Annotated in this window: 15 protein-coding genes; 13 read left to right on the top strand and 2 right to left on the bottom strand. The window is 65.2% G+C overall.

What is annotated here, in order from left to right:
* Window positions 1-31: 31 nt before the first annotated feature.
* The 3 genes from RBA41_RS25815 to RBA41_RS25805 all read left to right on the top strand — a co-directional run bounded on the left by RBA41_RS25815 (window position 32) and on the right by RBA41_RS25805 (window position 3,431).
* Window positions 32-1,141 (top strand): porin, encoded by a 1,110-nt coding sequence (locus RBA41_RS25815; protein WP_306627117.1) that lies wholly within the window; start codon window positions 32-34, stop codon window positions 1,139-1,141.
* A gap of 247 nt (window positions 1,142-1,388) precedes the next feature.
* On the top strand, window positions 1,389-2,240 hold the full coding sequence (locus RBA41_RS25810; protein WP_306627116.1) for a universal stress protein: 852 nt from the start codon (window positions 1,389-1,391) through the stop codon (window positions 2,238-2,240).
* 258 nt (window positions 2,241-2,498) lie between these two features.
* A complete protein-coding gene (locus tag RBA41_RS25805; RefSeq protein ID WP_306627114.1) occupies window positions 2,499-3,431 on the top strand; it encodes an AraC family transcriptional regulator in 933 nt (310 codons plus the stop codon).
* Between the two features lie 194 nt (window positions 3,432-3,625).
* On the opposite strand, the gene RBA41_RS25800 is transcribed toward RBA41_RS25805, so the two are convergent.
* On the bottom strand, window positions 3,626-4,126 hold the full coding sequence (locus RBA41_RS25800) for a SixA phosphatase family protein (RefSeq protein WP_306627113.1): 501 nt from the start codon (window positions 4,124-4,126) through the stop codon (window positions 3,626-3,628).
* A gap of 169 nt (window positions 4,127-4,295) precedes the next feature.
* On the opposite strand from RBA41_RS25800, the gene RBA41_RS25795 reads away from it, so the two are divergent.
* From RBA41_RS25795 to RBA41_RS25755, 9 genes are all read left to right on the top strand, one after another.
* On the top strand, window positions 4,296-4,943 hold the full coding sequence (locus RBA41_RS25795) for an ANTAR domain-containing response regulator (protein WP_099877761.1): 648 nt from the start codon (window positions 4,296-4,298) through the stop codon (window positions 4,941-4,943).
* Window positions 4,944-4,977: 34 nt separating this feature from the next.
* Window positions 4,978-6,123, top strand: a complete 1,146-nt coding sequence (locus RBA41_RS25790; protein WP_306627111.1) for a CmpA/NrtA family ABC transporter substrate-binding protein — start codon at window positions 4,978-4,980, stop codon at window positions 6,121-6,123.
* 308 nt (window positions 6,124-6,431) lie between these two features.
* Complete coding sequence (locus tag RBA41_RS25785; RefSeq protein WP_306627109.1) at window positions 6,432-7,736, top strand: MFS transporter; 1,305 nt, start codon at window positions 6,432-6,434, stop codon at window positions 7,734-7,736.
* 11 nt (window positions 7,737-7,747) lie between these two features.
* Window positions 7,748-10,282, top strand: coding sequence for a nitrite reductase large subunit NirB (nirB, locus tag RBA41_RS25780; protein ID WP_306627108.1), 2,535 nt, complete (start codon window positions 7,748-7,750; stop codon window positions 10,280-10,282).
* Between the two features lie 10 nt (window positions 10,283-10,292).
* Window positions 10,293-10,640, top strand: coding sequence for a nitrite reductase small subunit NirD (gene nirD / locus RBA41_RS25775; RefSeq protein WP_306627106.1), 348 nt, complete (start codon window positions 10,293-10,295; stop codon window positions 10,638-10,640).
* Window positions 10,637-11,878 carry an NAD(P)/FAD-dependent oxidoreductase gene (locus RBA41_RS25770; protein ID WP_306627104.1) on the top strand — a complete coding sequence of 414 codons (1,242 nt, stop codon included), beginning with the start codon at window positions 10,637-10,639 and terminating at the stop codon, window positions 11,876-11,878. Before nirD ends, RBA41_RS25770 begins: the two co-directional genes overlap by 4 nt.
* A gap of 13 nt (window positions 11,879-11,891) precedes the next feature.
* Window positions 11,892-14,615 carry a nitrate reductase gene (locus RBA41_RS25765; protein ID WP_306627102.1) on the top strand — a complete coding sequence of 908 codons (2,724 nt, stop codon included), beginning with the start codon at window positions 11,892-11,894 and terminating at the stop codon, window positions 14,613-14,615.
* 74 nt (window positions 14,616-14,689) lie between these two features.
* Window positions 14,690-15,652: a DUF3667 domain-containing protein gene (locus RBA41_RS25760; RefSeq protein WP_306627100.1), complete on the top strand. Its 963-nt coding sequence runs from the start codon at window positions 14,690-14,692 to the stop codon at window positions 15,650-15,652.
* On the top strand, window positions 15,649-15,891 hold the full coding sequence (locus RBA41_RS25755) for a hypothetical protein (RefSeq protein ID WP_306627099.1): 243 nt from the start codon (window positions 15,649-15,651) through the stop codon (window positions 15,889-15,891). Before RBA41_RS25760 ends, RBA41_RS25755 begins: the two co-directional genes overlap by 4 nt.
* Here the strand turns inward: RBA41_RS25755 and RBA41_RS25750 are convergent, their stop codons facing one another.
* The gene (locus tag RBA41_RS25750) at window positions 15,892-16,236 is read right to left on the bottom strand and encodes a zinc ribbon domain-containing protein YjdM (RefSeq protein WP_306627097.1); all 345 of its coding nucleotides are present in this window, start codon (window positions 16,234-16,236) and stop codon (window positions 15,892-15,894) included.
* A 201-nt stretch (window positions 16,237-16,437) separates the two neighbouring features.
* Here RBA41_RS25750 and RBA41_RS25745 point away from each other — a divergent pair, with 201 nt between their 5' ends.
* Window positions 16,438-17,220, top strand: coding sequence for a hypothetical protein (locus tag RBA41_RS25745; protein ID WP_306627096.1), 783 nt, complete (start codon window positions 16,438-16,440; stop codon window positions 17,218-17,220).
* The last annotated feature ends 48 nt before the right edge of the window (window positions 17,221-17,268 follow it).

Raw genomic sequence — 17,268 nt, 5'->3', positions numbered from 1 at the left:
AGAAACGCAGCATCAACCAGGGAAGCAGATAATGAAACTATCCATCTCATTTGCAGTAGCAGCCGTGCTTGGTTCGCTAAGCGGCTGGGCCTGTGCGCAGTCCTCCGTAACCATCTATGGCGTTGTCGACGCCGGCCTCGTGCGCGAGCAGGGCGGCGCCGGCGGCAACCTCACGCGGGTCGGCAGCGGCGTCGGCTCGGCGACACGCATCGGGTTCCGCGGATCGGAAGACCTGGGGTACGGCTGGAGCGCCAACTTCCTGCTGGAAGCGGGCGCGCGTATCGATACCGGAGAGCAGGAGGCGGCCGGGGCGCTGTTCCACCGCCAGGCTTACGTGGGGGCGCGTCATCGGGAGTATGGCGGGCTGACCCTGGGGCGCCAGTACACGCCTTACTATAATGCGCTGACCGGCGTGGCGGACCCGTTCGGCGGCGGCTACGCGGGCACTGCCAAGAACCTGTTCCCGGCCGGCGGCCAGAACACGCGCACCAGCAACGCCATCGTCTATTCGATGCCGGAAATCATGGGCATGACGGGGGAGGTGTCCTACGCGCTTGGCGAGCAGCCCGGCAGCAGCACGGCGGGACGCCAGTTCGGCGTGTCGCTCGGTTACAGCCAGGGCGGGCTCAATGCGCGCCTGGCCTACAACCACCGCAACAATGACGTCACCGCGGCTGCCGGCGCGGCTGCCGTGCCGCCGCTGCCTGCCGCCGACCGCGACATCGGGCGCAACACGCTGCTGGCGGCTAACTACGACTTTGGCGTCGCCCGCGCTTACGCGGCGTATGGCGTGGACAAGGGCACCAACAGCGCGCTGCTGCCCAATAGCGGCAATCCGTACGGGGGCGTGCGTCCCACCGCCTCGACCGACAGCCGCGACATGCTGCTGGGAGCCTCGGTCCCATTCGGCATGACCACGCTGATGGCATCGTATATCCGCAAGAACGACAGGACGGCCTATAACCAGGATGCGCACCAGTGGGGCGTGGGCGCGAGCCATGCGCTGTCGCGGCGCACCAGCCTGTACACGGCGTATGCGCGCATCAAGAACAAGCGCGGCGCTGGCTACACCGTCGGTAACAACACGGATCCCGGCAGCGGCGACAGCGCCTTCAACCTGGGCGTGCGACATGTGTTCTGACGGCCCGTCGCGTGTTGCGCGGACCCGGATAAGTTCCGTTTAATCGTATGAACGCGTTTGACATGGCGCAAATTGAGGTGAGCGCACAAGGCTAGTCTGGTTTGTGCGGTGCTTGCCCGGTGCGGCAGGAGTTCGTCTATTCGAGGCGTCGCGCACGCTCGGTACCGTTGCGGGATTTGCGGCGCGCTGGGTGATGCGCTGCCTGTCGGACGCGACCGTTCGCGACGGAGTCAAAAAGGAGGCCAACATGGAGTACAAAACGATCGTGGTGCATGTCGACGAGTCGCCTCAGGCCGCTGTGCGTATTGACGCCGCAGCCCGGCTGGCTATCGAGCACAATGCGCATCTGATCGGCAGCGCGCTGACCAACCTGCCGCCGCGCCTGCTCGCGCTGAGCGGGCTCGATCCCAGCCTGCCGCCCATGCAGGCCCCGCTGACCGAGTTGCGCCGCCTGGCCGACAGCGCGCTCGATGCCTTTGAGCAGCGGGCTAGCGCGCTGGGCGTGCTGTCGGTCGAACGGCGCCGGCTGGAGGAAGAAATCGGGCTGGGCATGAGTCTGCAGGCGCGCTATTGCGATCTGGTCGTGATCGGGCAGCACGATGCCGTGCATCCCTTGCCGGGCATGCGCGCCGATTTTCCCGAGTACCTCCTGCTCAACTCCGCCAAACCGGTGCTGGTGGTGCCCGCGGCGGCGCAGGGCCCGCCATCGGGGCTGCCCCTGGGGCAGCGGATTGTGGTCGGCTGGAACGGCAGTGCCCCGGCCAGCCGTGCGATCACCAGTGCGATACCACTGATGCAACGCGCGCGTCAGGTCGACATCGTGGTGGTCGATGCGCGGGCGCAGGGCGACGTGCACGGCGCGATGCCGGGCGCCGACCTTGCCGCTTATCTGGCGCGGCACGCCATCCGGGTCAAGGTGCGTGACGTCGACAGTCACGTGGACCCGGGGCGGGCGCTCCTGGCGGTGGCGGGCGAGACGGGCGCCGACCTGATTGTAATGGGCGCTTACGGCCGCTCGCGCTTTCGCGAAGTCTTGCTTGGCGGCGCAACCAGGACCTTGCTCCGGTCATCGACATTGCCGCTGTGGATGGCCCACTAGACGCGGGCGGCAGGAAGCCGGACCACGCCGTCCCGATCCCGCCAATAGCGCTGGCGGTGAGGCAGGGGGTGAAGAACTGCCGAGGCGCGGGCGAGGGCCGCATCCGTGCTGCCGCTGGCGTGGGCCAACTTGCTGCATTGGCATGCGCACTGGCGGCGTCGCAAGAGAATCAGGCAAGCCTGCGCGAGGATTCGATCTTGGCGCGCAGGCGTTTCGCGGCTTACACTGACGGCTGACAAACCCGCCACAGAGGAGCCGATGCCAACGCCGCCGAGCAGACAAGACCGCATGATCGCCTTGCTGGGCAGGCTGGCGCCATCCGAGGGTTACACCGCGTCCGCGCTCGACGATGTGCGCTTCATGCGCGCGAACCGGGCCGTGGCGCGCGTACCGGTGCTGTACGAGCCATGCATCGTGATCGTCTGCCAGGGCCGCAAGCGGGGGTATCTGGGCGAGCAAAGCTTCATTTACGATGCCCAGCAGTTTCTGGTGCTGTCGGTGCCATTGCCTTTCGAGAGCGAGACCGACGCCAGCGAAGCCGAGCCGCTGCTGGCGCTCAAGATGCATATCGACCTCGCGGTCGCTGCCGAGCTCGCGCTGGCGCTCGGTTCCGCGCCGTCAGCCCACAGCACGCCGGTGAGCATGTGCTCGACCGCCATGGACGACGCCATGGGTGACGCCGTGCTGCGCCTGCTCGAAGTGCTGTTGTGCCCGGTGGAAGCGCGCGTACTGGGGCCGGGCATCCTGCGCGAACTTCTGTATCGGGTCCTGACCGGCGAGCAGGGCGGCGCCGTGCGTGCGGCCTTGACCCAGCACAGCCAGTTCGGCAAGATCGGCAAGGCGCTGCGCCGCATCCATGCGGGTTTCAGCGGCGAGCTGGACGTGCCTACGCTGGCGCACGAGGCCGGCATGAGCGTGGCGGCCTTCCACGCCAACTTCAAGGCGGTGACACACACCTCGCCGATCCAGTATCTCAAGAGCACGCGCCTGCACAAGGCAAGGCTGTTGATGGTGCAGGAGGGGATGAGTGCCTCGTCCGCCTCGAACCGGGTCGGCTACGAAAGCAGTTCGCAGTTCAGCCGCGAATTCAAGCGCTTTTTCGGCCGCAGTCCGGTGCAGGAGGCGGCGATGATGAAGACGCTCCTGAGCCAGGCGCCGAGCGAGCCGCCCGGCTACGTTAGCGCGCATTAACCGGAACGGCAGAAGAAGCTGGCAATCCCGCTCAAGCGCTCAGACTGCTCGCGTGCCGGAAAATAAGCGGGTTGGTGGCGCCGGTCCCGGTGCAAGGCGCATCTCGCTGGCTGTCGCCGCCACGCGACGCTGGAAGCGCCACCCGGAACGCGCGGTCATGCTCGCATCCGCTAACGGCAGCGCGGTTCCATCCCTCAGGGCGCCACGGAATGCAGCAACACCGTCGTCACGCTGCCATCCTTGTCGACGATGAGCTGATACAGCCGGTCGAATTCATCATCCCCGATATCGCTCCCCGATTTGCCGCCGAACAAGCGCACCAGTTCGGGCACGGTATTCGAATGGCCCACCACCAAGGCCGTACCGCCCGCCGCCTTGACCTGCGCGACCAATTTGGCGCTCTGCGCGGGGTCATACACCTGCACCTGTAATCCCAAGTCGGTGGCGAGCGGCTGGGCGGTCTGGCGCGTACGCTGCGCCGTGCTGCTGTAAATATGCGCGATGCCGGTCGACTTGAGGGTGGCGGCGATATTGCGTGCGCGCGCCTTGCCCTGGGCGGTCAGCTCCGGATCTTTCTCGACCGCTGCCTTTTCGCCATGCCGCACCAGATAGATGATGGTCGGGTCGGCCACAGCCAGGCCGGGCGCCAGCAGGGCGGCGGTCAGGAACAGGCCGCCAAGGAGGGAAGAGCGCATGCGCATGGTCGACTTTCAGGTATAAAAACAGCAATGTATCCCAGCCTGGCGAGAAAGCGCAACTGTTCCCGCTCGTCCATCCCGTTCAAGGTGGCCCTGGCGCGGCATCTCGTGTTGGCGCATATCTTGCTTGTCTTGTAAGGATATGGCCTCACTCTCAACCAACAACATGTCCAAAACCCCCGCGCACCCCCCACGCAAGCTGCGCATCGTCGTCGTCAATACGATCGTACCGGAAGGCGGCGAGCACGATGCCGCCCTGGCCGTCCAGGTCATGCGCGGCAACGCGCTGCGCATCGGCCTGCTCGAATCGGGCTACGACATCGTCGCTTCGCTACCCGCCGATATCTATTTACCCGAAAGGATCGCTCAACTTCAACCCGACATGATCATCATCGATGCCGAATCGGATGCGCGCGACGTGCTCGAACACATCGTCATCGCCACCCGCGACGAGCGCCGCCCGATTGTGCTGTTCACCGAGGACGACACCACCAGCAGCATGGACGCGGCCATGGCCGCGGGCGTGTCGGCCTACATCGTGGCCGGCCTGCAGTCCGAGCGCATCAAACCGGTGCTGAACGTGGCGCTGGCGCGCTTTCGCCAGGAGCAGAAGCTGCTGGCCGAGCTGAGCGAGACGCGCCACAAGCTGGCCGAACGCAAGGTAATCGACCGCGCCAAGGGCATCCTGATGACCCATCACCGGCTGACCGAAGACCAGGCGTATCAGAAACTGCGCAGCATGGCGATGAACAAGAATTTGAAGCTGGCGGAGATTGCCCAGCGCATCCTCGATGTCGAGGATCTGCTCGGTTGAGTCGCCGCGTAGCGACAGGAAAGCAAGGAGTTGTATGGCAGAGATAAATGTGAAGCAATTGCGCACGGTCAGGATCGGCTTCATGCCGCTGACCGACTGCGCCTCGCTGGTGATGGCGGCCGAATGCGGTTTCGACCGCCAATATGGCATCAGGATCGTGCTCAGCCGCGAAACCTCGTGGGCGAACGTGCGCGACAAGCTGGGCTCGGGCGCGCTCGACGCCGCCCACGTGCTGTACGGGCTGATGTACGGGGTGCAGTTGGGCATCGGCTGCCAGCAGCAGGCGATGGCCGTGCTGATGAACCTGAGCCGTAACGGCCAGGCCGTGACCTTGTCGCGCGCGCTGGCGGAGCAGGGCGCGGTGGATGGACCGAGCCTGGCGCGGCACATGCGGGAGGCGCCGCGCGGCTATGCCTTCGCCCACACTTTCCCGACCGGCAATCACGCAATGCTGCTGTATTACTGGCTGGCGGCGCACGGGATCGACCCGCTGCGCCACGCGCGCGCGCTGACGGTGCCGCCGGCCCAGATGGTGGGCAGCCTGCGCGCCGGGATGATCGATGGTTTCTGCGCCGGCGAGCCGTGGGGACAGCGCGCCATCGATGACGGCGTGGGGGTGACGGCGGTAACCAGCCAGCAGATCTGGCCCGATCATCCGGGCAAGGTGCTGGGAACGACGGCGGCGTTTGCCGCGAGCGATCCGGGCACTTGCCGCGCGATGATTGCGGCGGTGCTCGACGCCAGCCGCTGGATCGAGGCGTCAACGGCCAACAAGCAGCACACGGCGACGGTGCTGGCCGGGTCGGCGTATCTGAATACGGGCCGGGAAGCCATCGCGGCGCGCCTGGTGGGGCGGTATGACAACGGTACGGGCAGCCAGTGGACCGATGAAAAGGCGCTGAGTTTTCATGGCGACGGCGAGGTCAATTTCCCGTATCTGTCCGATGGGATGTGGTTCATGACGCAGCAGCGGCGCTGGGGCTTGCTCAGGGACGAGCCCGATTATCTGGGGCAGGCGCAGGCGGTCAACCGGATCGATTTGTACCGCGGCGCGGCGGAGATGACCGGCACTTCGGTGCCATCGTCGCCGATGCGCAGTTCCACGCTGATTGACGGCGTGGCGTGGGATGGCAGCGATCCGCGGGGGTATGCGCAGTCGTTTTCGATTGAGCTGGGGTAGGGCCTATTTTCCCCGCCCCGGCGTAACGACAAAGCAGGAGCAAGGCGCCGCACGCTCCCACGCATCATTTTCGGGCATTTGTGCACCGCAATGTAGCGTTCGCCTCTTTTTCCCGCCTCAGCCCTCCCATCCCGCCCCGCACCCACCCTGGCACGGCGTTTGCTAAACAGTACCTATCGGATCAATGGCGATCCCCTGAACAACTTGCGCTGATCTAACGACGGATCGGCAGGACAACGGCGTCCGTCCAGCCTGGTTTTGACAACCGGGTCTGGCCGGACGCCTTTTTGTTTTTAACGGGATAAACAATGGCCACCAAAGCAAACACCATCGAACTTTTCAGTATCAGCACACCGCAGATGCGCGCCTTCCACCTGACCTGGATGGCTTTCTTCGTCTGCTTCTTCGCCTGGTTCGCCTGCGCGCCGCTGATGCCCATCATCAAAGGCGAATTCGGCCTGACCCTCGCACAGGTCGCCAACATCAACATCGCCGCCGTCGCCATCACGATCCTGGTCCGCCTGGTCGTCGGCCCCATGTGCGACCGCTTCGGCCCGCGCAAGGCCTACACCGGCCTGCTGCTGCTCGGCGCCATCCCCGTCCTCGGCGTGGCTGCGTCGCAAAGCTACGAAAGCTTCCTGTTTTTCCGCCTCGGCATCGGCGCAGTGGGCGCGAGCTTCGTCATCACCCAGTACCACACCTCCGTCATGTTCGGCCCCAAGGTGGTCGGCACCGCCAACGCGGCTGCCGCCGGCTGGGGCAATGCCGGCGGCGGCGCGGCGCAGGCGCTGATGCCACTGCTGGTCGGCGCGCTGCTGATGCTGGGCGTGAGCGAAGCCCTCGGCTGGCGCGTGGCCCTGCTGGTGCCGGGCGTGCTGATGGTCGTCATGGCTGGCTTGTACTGGAAATTCACCCAGGATTGCCCGCAAGGTAACTACGACGACATGCGCGCCGCCGGTATCGCCATCGAAGGTGGAAAAAAAGGCGGCTGGGAGAGCTTCAAGGCCGCCAGCACCAACCACCGCGTGTGGCTGCTGTTCGTCACCTACGGCGCCTGCTTCGGCATCGAGATCTTCATCCACAACATCGCCGCCGTGTACTACGTCGACCATTTCAAACTGAGCCTGAAGGAAGCCGGCATGGCCGCCGGCAGCTTCGGCCTGCTGGCGCTGTTTGCCCGTGCCCTCGGCGGCTGGGTATCGGACAAGATGGCGATGCGCGGCACCATCAACAGCCGCGTCACGCTGCTGTTCGTGCTGATGATCGGCGAAGGCGCCGGCCTGCTGTGGTTCGCCAAGGCCGACGGCGTTGTCTTCGCGGTGATCGCCATGCTGGTGTTCGGCCTGTTCACCCACATGGCTTGCGGCGCCACCTACGCGCTGGTGCCCTTCATCGACAGCAAGGCGCTGGGCGGCGTGGCCGGCATCATCGGCGCCGGCGGCAACGTGGGCGCGGTCGCCGCGGGCTTTCTCATGAAAGGCACCGGCGACATCGCCCAAACCCTCACCATCCTCAGTGGCCTGGTGCTGCTGTCGGCGCTGTGCGCCATCGCGGTCAGGCTCACCGCCGCCGTGGACGACCGTCCGGTCGCCGTCAACAACGCTGTTGCGTAAGGAGAGCCAGCATGAAAATCATCGTCATCGGCCACGGCATGGTAGGCCACAAATTCCTCGAGTCGCTCGGCGCCACCGCCGCGCCAGGGCTGGAAGTGACGGTTCTGTGCGAAGAGCCGCGCGCCGCCTACGACCGCGTGCACCTGTCGGAATTTTTCTCCGGTAAATCGGCCGACGACCTGTCGCTGGTGCCGGCCGGCTTCTTCGAGGGCGGCAATATGCTGCTCAAGCTGAACGCGAAAGCCGTCGCCGTCGACCGCGAAGCCAGAACCGTGACCGTCGGCAGCGGCGAAGTGCTGGCCTACGACAAACTGGTGTTCGCCACCGGCTCGTATCCGTTCGTGCCGCCGCTGGCCGGCAAGGACCGCAAGGACTGCTTCGTCTACCGCACCATCGAAGACCTTGAAGCGATGCTCGAATGCGGCAAGCGCTCGAAAACCGGCGTGGTGATCGGCGGCGGCCTGCTTGGCCTGGAGTGCGCCAAGGCCCTGCGCGACATGCAGCTGCAGACCCACGTGGTGGAATTCGCGCCGCGCCTGATGGCAGTGCAGGTCGATGATGGCGGCGCGCGCGTGCTGCGCGCAAAAATCGAAGACCTTGGCGTGACCGTCCACACCCAGAAGAACACGCTGGAAATCGTCGACGGCGAAGAGGGCACGCACCGCATGCGCTTTGCCGACGGCAGCCATCTGGACACCGACATGATCGTGTTCTCTGCGGGGATTCGCCCGCGCGACGACCTGGCGCGCCTGTGCGGCCTGACGATCGGCGCGCGCGGCGGCATCGCCATCGATAACAGCTGCCTGACCTCGGACCCGGACGTCTACGCCATCGGCGAGTGCGCGCTGTGGAACGGCCAGCTGTTCGGCCTCGTGGCGCCGGGCTACGACATGGCCCGCGTGGCCGCGCGCCACCTGCTGGGCGAACAGGCCGCCGCCTTCACCGGCGCCGACATGAGCACCAAGCTCAAACTGATGGGCGTGGACGTGGCCAGCATCGGCGATCCGCACGCGGCCAGCCCGGGCAGCCGCTCCTACCAGTTCACCGACGAACGCAAACAGGTGTACAAGAAGATCGTCGTTTCCGACTGCGGCAAATTCCTGCTCGGCGGCGTGATGGTGGGCGACGCCAGCGAATACGGCACCCTGCTGCAGATGATGTTGAATAAAATCGAGCTGCCCGAGTCGCCGGAATTCCTCATCCTGCCGCAAAGCGACGGCAAGGCGCGTCCAGGCCTGGGCGTGGATGCCTTGCCCGACACGGCCCAGATCTGCTCCTGCAACGACGTCTCCAAGGGCGACCTGTGTGCCGCCGTCTGCGGCGGCGCCACCACCATCGGCGCGCTGAAAGGCTGCACCAAGGCCGGCTCCACCTGCGGCGGCTGCGTGGCGCTGGTCACGCAGGTGATGAAGGCGGAAATGAAAAAGCAGGGCATGGCCGTCAACAACCACGTCTGCGAACATTTTCCGTACTCGCGCCAGGAAATCTACCACCTGGTCAAGGTCGGCAAGATCACGTCCTTCGAGCACTTGCTGGCGCAGCATGGCACGGGCCGCGGCTGCGACATCTGCAAACCGGTGGCCGCCAACGTGCTGGCCTCGACCTGGAACGACTTCGTGCTCAAACCCGAACACGCCAGCCTGCAGGATTCGAACGACTACTTCCTCGGTAACATCCAGAAGGATGGCACCTATTCGGTGGTGCCGCGCATGCCGGGCGGGGAAGTGACGGCCGATGGCCTGATCGCGGTCGGCATGGTGGCCAAAAAATATGGCTTGTACACGAAAATCACCGGCGGCCAGCGGGTCGACCTGTTCGGCGCGCGCGTCGAGCAGCTGCCGCTGATCTGGGAAGAGCTGATCGATGCCGGTTTCGAGTCGGGCCATGCGTATGGCAAGTCGCTGCGCACCGTCAAATCGTGCGTCGGCTCGACCTGGTGCCGCTACGGCGTGGCCGACAGCGTCGGTTTCGCGATCGAGCTGGAAAACCGCTACAAGGGCTTGCGCACGCCGCACAAGATCAAGTTCGGCGTATCCGGCTGCACCCGCGAATGCGCCGAAGCGCAGGGCAAGGACGTGGGCCTGATCGCCACCGAAAAAGGCTGGAACCTGTACGTGTGCGGGAACGGCGGCATGAAGCCGCGCCACGCGGAACTGATTGCATCGGACCTGGACCAGGAAACCGTGGTGCGCTACATCGACCGCTTTTTGATGTTTTATGTACGTACGGCCGACCGCCTGCAGCGCACCAGCGTATGGCGCGACAATCTCGAAGGCGGCCTCGATTACCTGAAATCGGTCGTCATCGACGACAAGCTGCACCTGGCCGCCGAACTGGAAGCCGACATGCAGCACGTGGTCGACACCTACGCCTGCGAGTGGAAGAATGCCGTGAACGATCCGGCCACGCGCCAGCGCTTCCGCCATTTCGTCAACAGCGACCAGGCCGACCAGAACGTGGTCTTCATGCCCGAGCGCGGCCAGATTCGTCCGGCCACGATCGAGGAACGCAAGCGCGTCATTCCACTCATCGTCAAAACCGCCTAAGGAGAAGCTCATGCACCGCGATATCGAACTGACCAACTGGACCGCCGTTTGCTCGCTCGACGAGATCGTCCCCAACACCGGCGTGTGCGCACTCTTGAAAGGCGAGCAGGTCGCCGTATTCCACGTGCTCGACGCCGAAGAACGCGTGTTCGCGATCGGGAACTACGATCCGAACAGCGGCGTGTCGGTGCTCTCGCGCGGGCTGGTGGGCAGCCTGGGCGACCGCATCGTGGTGGCGTCGCCCATCTATAAACAGCACTTCGACCTGTTCACCGGCGAATGCCTGGAAGCGCCGGAGCACTCGGTGCCCAGCTACCGCGCGCGGGTCGAGGACGGCAAGGTGTGGGTCTGCGCATGACAAAGGTCACGACAGCATCCGTCGCCAGGCAATCGCTGGTCGTCATCGGCAATGGCATGGCCGGCATGCGCACGGTCGAGGAAATGCTCAAGCTGGCGCCGGAGCTGTACGACATCACGGTGTTCGGCGCCGAGCCGCACGGTAATTACAACCGCATCCTGCTTTCGCCGCTGCTGGCCGGCGAAAAGAACATCGACGACATCATGCTGCACACGCGCGAATGGTATGCCGCCAACGGTATCACCCTGCATGCGGGCGATCCGGTGGTGCACATCGACCGCCGCAAGCGCATGGTACGTTCGCAGTCGGGGCGCGAAGTCTGGTACGACCGGCTGCTGCTGGCCACCGGCTCCAAGCCGTTCATCGTGCCGGTGCCCGGCCACAAACTGGCCGGGGTGATCGGCTTTCGCGACATCCAGGATGTCGATACGATGCTCGAAGCGGCCCGCAGCGGCGGCCACGCGGTCGTCATCGGCGGCGGCCTGCTCGGGCTGGAGGCGGCCAACGGGCTGCTGCGGCGCGGGATGCAGGTCACCGTGGTGCATGTGATGGACAGCCTGATGAACCAGCAGCTCGACAAGCCGGCCGCGCTGCTGCTCAAGTCCGCGCTGGAACTGAAAGGCTTGCGCTTCCTGCTTGAAGCGCACACCAGCGAGATCGTGGGCGACGTTCGCGTCAAGGCAGTGCGCTTCAAGGATGGCAACGAAATCCCGGCCGACCTGGTTGTCATGGCGGCCGGCGTGCGCCCGAATATCGAACTGGCCCAATCGGCCGGCCTGCACTGCGAGCGCGCCATCGTCGTCGACGACACCTTGCAGACGTACGATCCACGCATCTACGCCGTGGGCGAGTGCGTGCAGCACCGCAGCGCCACCTTTGGCCTGGTGGCCCCGATCTGGGACCAGGCCAAGGTCTGCGGCGCGCACCTGGCGCGCAGCGGCCACCGCCGCTACGTGCAGCAGGCCACGCCCACCAAGCTGAAAGTGACCGGCGTCGACCTGTATTCGGTGGGCGACTTTATCGGCGGCGAGGGCAGCGAAGACCTGGTGCTGCGCGATCCGCGCCGCGGCATCTACAAACGCCTGGTGCTGGCCGGGAACCGCATCGCGGGCGCGGTCCTGTACGGCGACGTGCAGGATGGCCCGTGGTACTTCGGCCTGATCCAGAACCGCACCGACATATCGGCCATGCGCAGTCGCCTGCTGTTCGGCGAAGCCCTGTGCGCCCAAGCCGCCTGACACGGAGCCTGACTTGAACCTCTCACCTTTCCCGGGCGGACCTATTCCACTCGCGGTGCGCAGCACCTGTCCTTATTGCGGCGTGGGCTGCGGCGTGACCGCCACGCCCTTGCCCGACGGCGCCATCGCCATCGCGGGCGACGCCAGCCACCCGGCCAACCGGGGCCGCCTGTGCGTGAAGGGGGCGGCGCTGGGCGAAACCATCGGTCTTGAAGGCCGCCTGCTGCATCCGGCTGTGCGTGAAGACGGTGTGCTGCGCCAGGCATCCTGGGACGAAGCGCTCGAGCGCGTCGCCGGCGGCCTGCGCGCCATCATCGACGAACACGGTCCCGATGCGGTGGCGCTGTATGTGTCCGGCCAGCTGCTGACCGAAGACTACTACGTGGCCAACAAGCTGATGAAAGGGTATATCGGCAGCGCCAACATCGACACCAATTCGCGCCTGTGCATGTCGTCGGCCGTGGCGGGCCACAAGCGGGCCTTCGGGGCCGACCTGGTGCCCGGCTGCTACGAAGACTTCGACCTGGCCGACATGGTGGTGCTGGTCGGCTCGAACACGGCGTGGTGCCATCCGATCCTGTTCCAGCGCATCGCGCGTCTCAAGGAAGCGCGCCCGGAAGTACGGATCGTCGTCATCGATCCGCGCCGCACCGCCACCTGCGAGCTGGCCGACCTGCACCTGCCGGTGAAACCCGGTACCGATGTGTGGCTGTTCAACGGCTTGCTCAGCTACCTGGCGCGCACCGGCGTGCAGGACGCCGCCTTCATCGAGGCCCACACCAACGGCCTGCAACAGGCGCTCGATGCGGCGCAAGTCGATTGCGCCGATCCGCTGGCGGTGGCGCGCCACTGCCGCATCGATCCCGACGACCTGATGGCGTTTTATGGCGGCTTCGCGGCGACCACGAAAGTCATCACGGCGTTCTCGCAAGGCGTGAACCAGTCGTCGGCGGGCACCGATAAAGTCAACAGCATCATCAACTGCCACCTGCTCACGGGCCGCATCGGACAGCCGGGCATGGGGCCGTTTTCGATCACCGGCCAGCCGAATGCGATGGGCGGGCGCGAAGTGGGCGGCCTGGCCAACATGCTGGCCGCGCACATGGACCTGGACAATCCCCAGCACCGCGACACCGTGCAAACCTTCTGGTCGTCGCCGCGCATCGCGGCCAAGGGAGGGCTGAAGGCGGTCGACCTGTTCAAGGCGATCGAGGAGGGCACCGTCAAGGCGGTGTGGGTCATCGCCACCAATCCGATGGTGAGCATGCCGGACGCGAACCAGGTGCAGCGCGCGCTGGAAAAATGCGAGCTGGTGGTGGTGTCCGATATTATCGCGAACACCGACACGAATGCCTTTGCCGACGTGCTGCTGCCGGCACTGGGCTGGGGTGAAAAGGATGGCACGGTCACCAATTCCGAGCGCCTGATTTCGCGCCAGCGCGCGTTCCTGCCGGCGCCGGGCGAAGCGCGCGCCGACTGGCGCATCCTGGCGGAGGTGGCGCGGCGGCTGGGCTTCGACGGTTTCGATTTCGCCAGCGCGCACGAGGTATTCGACGAACATGCGCGCCTGACCGTGTTCCGCAACGAAGGCGCGCAGCGGCGCGTGCTTAATCTGTCCGGCCTGTGCGGCCTGCAGGCACCGGAATACGACAAACTGGAATCGGTGCAGTGGCCGGTGCGGCGCGGCGCCGACGGCGTCCTGGAAGGCAGTGCGCGCCTGTTCGCGGACCGCCGCTTCGCCCACGCCGACGGCAAGGCGCGCTTCATCGCCACGGCGCCGCGCGCACCGGCCAACCCGGTCGATCCCGAGTATCCGCTGGTGCTCAACACGGGACGCGTGCGCGACCAGTGGCACACCATGAGCCGCACCGGCCGCGCCCCGCGCCTGGCCGATCACACGGCCGAAGCCTTCATCGACATGCATCCGCAAGACGCGCTGCTGTACGGCGTGCGCGAAGGGGAACTGGCGCGCGTATCGAGCCAGTGGGGCGCCATGGTGGCGCGGGTGCAGCACGGCGGCGGCATCGCGCGCGGGTCGGTGTTCGTGCCGATTCACTGGAACGGCCAGACGGCGTCCGACGCGCGCGTTGGCACCGTGGTCAACCCTGTGGTCGATCCGGTGTCGGGCGAGCCGGAATTCAAGCACACGCCGGTGCAGGTGGAGCGCTTCGGGGTGGCGTGGCATGCGTTTGTCCTCAGCCGCAGCGAACTGGCGCTCGACCAGGTCGCGCACTGGACGCGTGTGCAGGGACGCGGCTTTGCGCGCTACGAAATGGCGGGGCGCGGCCAGTTGCGCGACCGGGCCGCATGGGCGCGTGCGCTGCTCGGCGTCACCGATGACGCCGACTGGCTCGACTACGAGGACGCCAGCGATGGCGTCTACCGCGCCGTGCACGTGGTGGGAGAGCGCATCGAACAGTGCATCTTCCTGTCGCCGCGTACCGACCTGCCGGCACGCACCTGGCTGGCCAGCCTGTTCGCCAGCGAGTCCCTGACGCAGCTCGACCGCGCCGGCCTGCTGGCCGGGCAGGCGCTGGGCATGCGGCTTGACACCGGGCCGACCGTATGTTCCTGCTTCGGGGTGGGCCGCAATACGATTTGCGATGCCATCGTCACGCACGACCTGAAGACGGTGCCGGAAGTGACGGCCTGCCTGAAAGCCGGCGGCAATTGCGGTTCCTGTGTGCCGGAAATCAAAGTCTTGCTAATCCAAACCTGGGCACGCGAAGCTGCCTGAAATTGTTGTCCAAGGCTATGATGAGAATGATATTATTGCCCGCATAAAACAATCTTATCTGCGGGAACACAACGATGGCGATGGAACTGGAAGCGGCGGGGGGATTGGCCGCAGCGCCGCTGGTGGCGCGCGAGGTGGATGGCGTGCACATGCCCGCGCACGGTGCTCAGGAACACGCGACAAGCTGCGCCAACTGCAACGCGACGCTGGCGGGCGCGTTTTGCCATCAGTGCGGGCAGCACGCGCACGTTCACAAGTCGCTGCTGCATCTCGGCGAAGAGGTACTGCACGGCATCCTGCACTTCGACGCCAAGGGCTGGCGCACCATTCCCATGCTGGTCGCCCGGCCGGGCCAGCTCACGCGGCGCTACATCGATGGCCAGCGCACCCGCTTCGTGTCGCCGCTGGCCTTGTTCCTGTTCCTGGTGTTTTTTCTGTTCTTCGTTGCGTCCCTGACCAGCGGCAAGTCGGACCTGAACCTGTCCGGCTCGCCGGAAGCGAAGGCACAGGTACGCGCAGAGCTCATGCGCGATGTGGAGGCGGCGCGCGCAACGCTGCGCACGGTCGATGCCGGCCAGCCGGGCAAGGACGCGCTGGCGGAAGCCACGGCCGACCTGGCCAGCGCCGAGAATGCCCTGATCGAGTTCGATAAAACCGGCGTCGTCGCGCGGGTGGGTGGCGTGACCTTGAAGTCAGACAAGTTCAAGGTGGAAACCAGTTGGCCATCGGTCAATGCCGCCATCGAGCACGCGGCCGACAATCCCGAGTTGACCTTGTATAAGCTCAAGAGTAGCGGCGCCAAGTTTTCCTTCTTGCTGGTGCCGATCTCGCTGCCGTTCCTGTGGCTGCTGTTTTTCTGGCGGCGTGGCGTGACAATGTATGACCACGCGGTGTTTTCCCTGTACTCGCTGTCGTTCATGGCGCTCATGTTCGCGCTGGTATTCGCCATCGGCCACGCTGGATTCGGCACCCTGGCCGGGGCGGTGGTGGTGTGCCTGCTGTATATCGGCTTGATTCTGATGCTGAGCGTCGCATGAACAAGGTCGCCATCATGGAATGGTCCGGTTATCTGATCAGCATCGCCGGCCTGCTCATCGTGCTGCTGACGTTCGACCGTCCCGGATGGATGTGGCAAGCGGGCGGCGCGGTGCTGATAGCGAGCGGCATCCTGCTGATTTACCGCTCCAATCGCCGCCGGCGTAGCGACTGCGGCCATGACGATATGTGCGGCTATCGCATCCAGGACGATATCGCCGATGTCATGGACGGCGACTGATTACACTTTCTTGACGAACTCGGACTTCAGGCTCATCGCGCCGAAACCGTCGATCTTGCAGTCGATGTCGTGGTCGCTGTCGACCAGGCGGATGTTCTTGACCTTGGTGCCCATCTTGACGGTGCCGCCCGATCCCTTGAGCTTCAAATCCTTGATCACGGTGACAGTGTCGCCGTCCTGCAACACATTTCCCGCCGCATCGCGATAAACCTTGGGGCCGTCACCGGCCGCCGTTGCACCTTCCTGGGCGTTCCATTCGTGGGCGCACTCCGGGCAGACCAGATTGCTGCCATCTTCGTAAGTAAATTCTGAATTGCATTTAGGGCAGGGTGGAAGTGCGCTCATAGGAAATGTCCTGTTTTGGCTTGAAAGGGCCAGAGTATACAGGGTGTCGGCCTTGTACGGCCAGTTGCATGTTGATTTGAAGCAATGCTTCTCGTAAACAGTGATGTAAAGATGGCTCTTCTTCCAGCTTTGAATCCGATGATAACTCTGATAATTGCCTTAGAGAATCAATCGATTCCCACAAGAATGAGGAGCACGACCATGGCCAATATCGTTTTCAACAATACCCGTCAGCCGGTAGCCAATTCCATCTTCAGCCGCGCCGGAGTCGGTGCCCCGGTCGCGATCGAACTGCTGCCGTTTACCGTGCGCCCGGTGCGCACCGAGGCTGACCTGCGCAAGGCGGTGGCCGTGCGTCACGCGGCCTATGCCCGCCACCTGCCGGATTTCGCGCGCTCGCTGGAGCAGCCCGAAGCGGCCGACTACGATGGCGACACCGTGATCCTGCTGGCCGAATCGAAGGCTGATGGCAGCGCGCTCGGCAGCACGCGCATCCAGACCAATTTTCGCCAGCCGCTGCATCTGGAATCGTCGGTCGATCTGCCGCTATGGCTGGCCACCCAGCGCCTGGCCGAGGTGACCCGGCTCGGCATCGTGGAAGGACGCATCGGCCGCCAGGTCAAGCTGGCCCTGATCAAGGCCTGCTTCGAGCATTGCGAACAGACCGGGGTCGACACGGCCGTCGTCAGCGGCCGCGCGCCGATCGACCGCCAGTACGAGCAACTGCTGTTCACCGATGTGTTCGCCAGCCGCGACCCCGTGACCCTGCGCCATGTGGGCAACCTGCCGCATCGCATCATGTACTTCGACATCGCCAGCGGCCAGGAGCGCTGGGAAGCGGCGCGCCATCCCTTGCTCGATTTCTTTTGCAATACGCGCCATCCGGACATCGATCTCGGCCGCCAGGCGCCTGCTGCCTGGAAACATGGCTTGCCGCGCGGTCAGCAGGCGTCGGGCGCTGTTGTTGTTGGGCTCGCCGCGTAGGAAATCAAGCGGGACGGCGGGACAGTTACGATGTATGCTTTGACATGA

This window comes from Massilia scottii, from assembly GCF_030846495.1.
In the GTDB taxonomy this organism is placed as follows: Bacteria; Pseudomonadota; Gammaproteobacteria; order Burkholderiales; family Burkholderiaceae_D; genus Telluria_A; species Telluria_A violaceinigra.
The sequence above is the reverse complement of the archived record's forward strand: the minus strand, read 5'-3'. Positions and strand labels throughout refer to the sequence as shown.

Excerpts from the sequence above, each read along its gene's own strand:
- RBA41_RS25815 (WP_306627117.1), top strand. The coding sequence starts at position 32 with ATGAAACTATCCATCTCATTTGCAGTAGCAGCCGTGCTTGGTTCGCTA.
- RBA41_RS25810 (WP_306627116.1), top strand. The coding sequence starts at position 1,389 with ATGGAGTACAAAACGATCGTGGTGCATGTCGACGAGTCGCCTCAGGCC.
- RBA41_RS25805 (WP_306627114.1), top strand. The coding sequence starts at position 2,499 with ATGCCAACGCCGCCGAGCAGACAAGACCGCATGATCGCCTTGCTGGGC.
- RBA41_RS25800 (WP_306627113.1), bottom strand. The coding sequence starts at position 4,126 with ATGCGCTCTTCCCTCCTTGGCGGCCTGTTCCTGACCGCCGCCCTGCTG.
- RBA41_RS25795 (WP_099877761.1), top strand. The coding sequence starts at position 4,296 with ATGTCCAAAACCCCCGCGCACCCCCCACGCAAGCTGCGCATCGTCGTC.
- RBA41_RS25790 (WP_306627111.1), top strand. The coding sequence starts at position 4,978 with ATGGCAGAGATAAATGTGAAGCAATTGCGCACGGTCAGGATCGGCTTC.
- RBA41_RS25785 (WP_306627109.1), top strand. The coding sequence starts at position 6,432 with ATGGCCACCAAAGCAAACACCATCGAACTTTTCAGTATCAGCACACCG.
- nirB (WP_306627108.1), top strand. The coding sequence starts at position 7,748 with ATGAAAATCATCGTCATCGGCCACGGCATGGTAGGCCACAAATTCCTC.
- nirD (WP_306627106.1), top strand. The coding sequence starts at position 10,293 with ATGCACCGCGATATCGAACTGACCAACTGGACCGCCGTTTGCTCGCTC.
- RBA41_RS25770 (WP_306627104.1), top strand. The coding sequence starts at position 10,637 with ATGACAAAGGTCACGACAGCATCCGTCGCCAGGCAATCGCTGGTCGTC.
- RBA41_RS25760 (WP_306627100.1), top strand. The coding sequence starts at position 14,690 with ATGGCGATGGAACTGGAAGCGGCGGGGGGATTGGCCGCAGCGCCGCTG.
- RBA41_RS25755 (WP_306627099.1), top strand. The coding sequence starts at position 15,649 with ATGAACAAGGTCGCCATCATGGAATGGTCCGGTTATCTGATCAGCATC.
- RBA41_RS25750 (WP_306627097.1), bottom strand. The coding sequence starts at position 16,236 with ATGAGCGCACTTCCACCCTGCCCTAAATGCAATTCAGAATTTACTTAC.
- RBA41_RS25745 (WP_306627096.1), top strand. The coding sequence starts at position 16,438 with ATGGCCAATATCGTTTTCAACAATACCCGTCAGCCGGTAGCCAATTCC.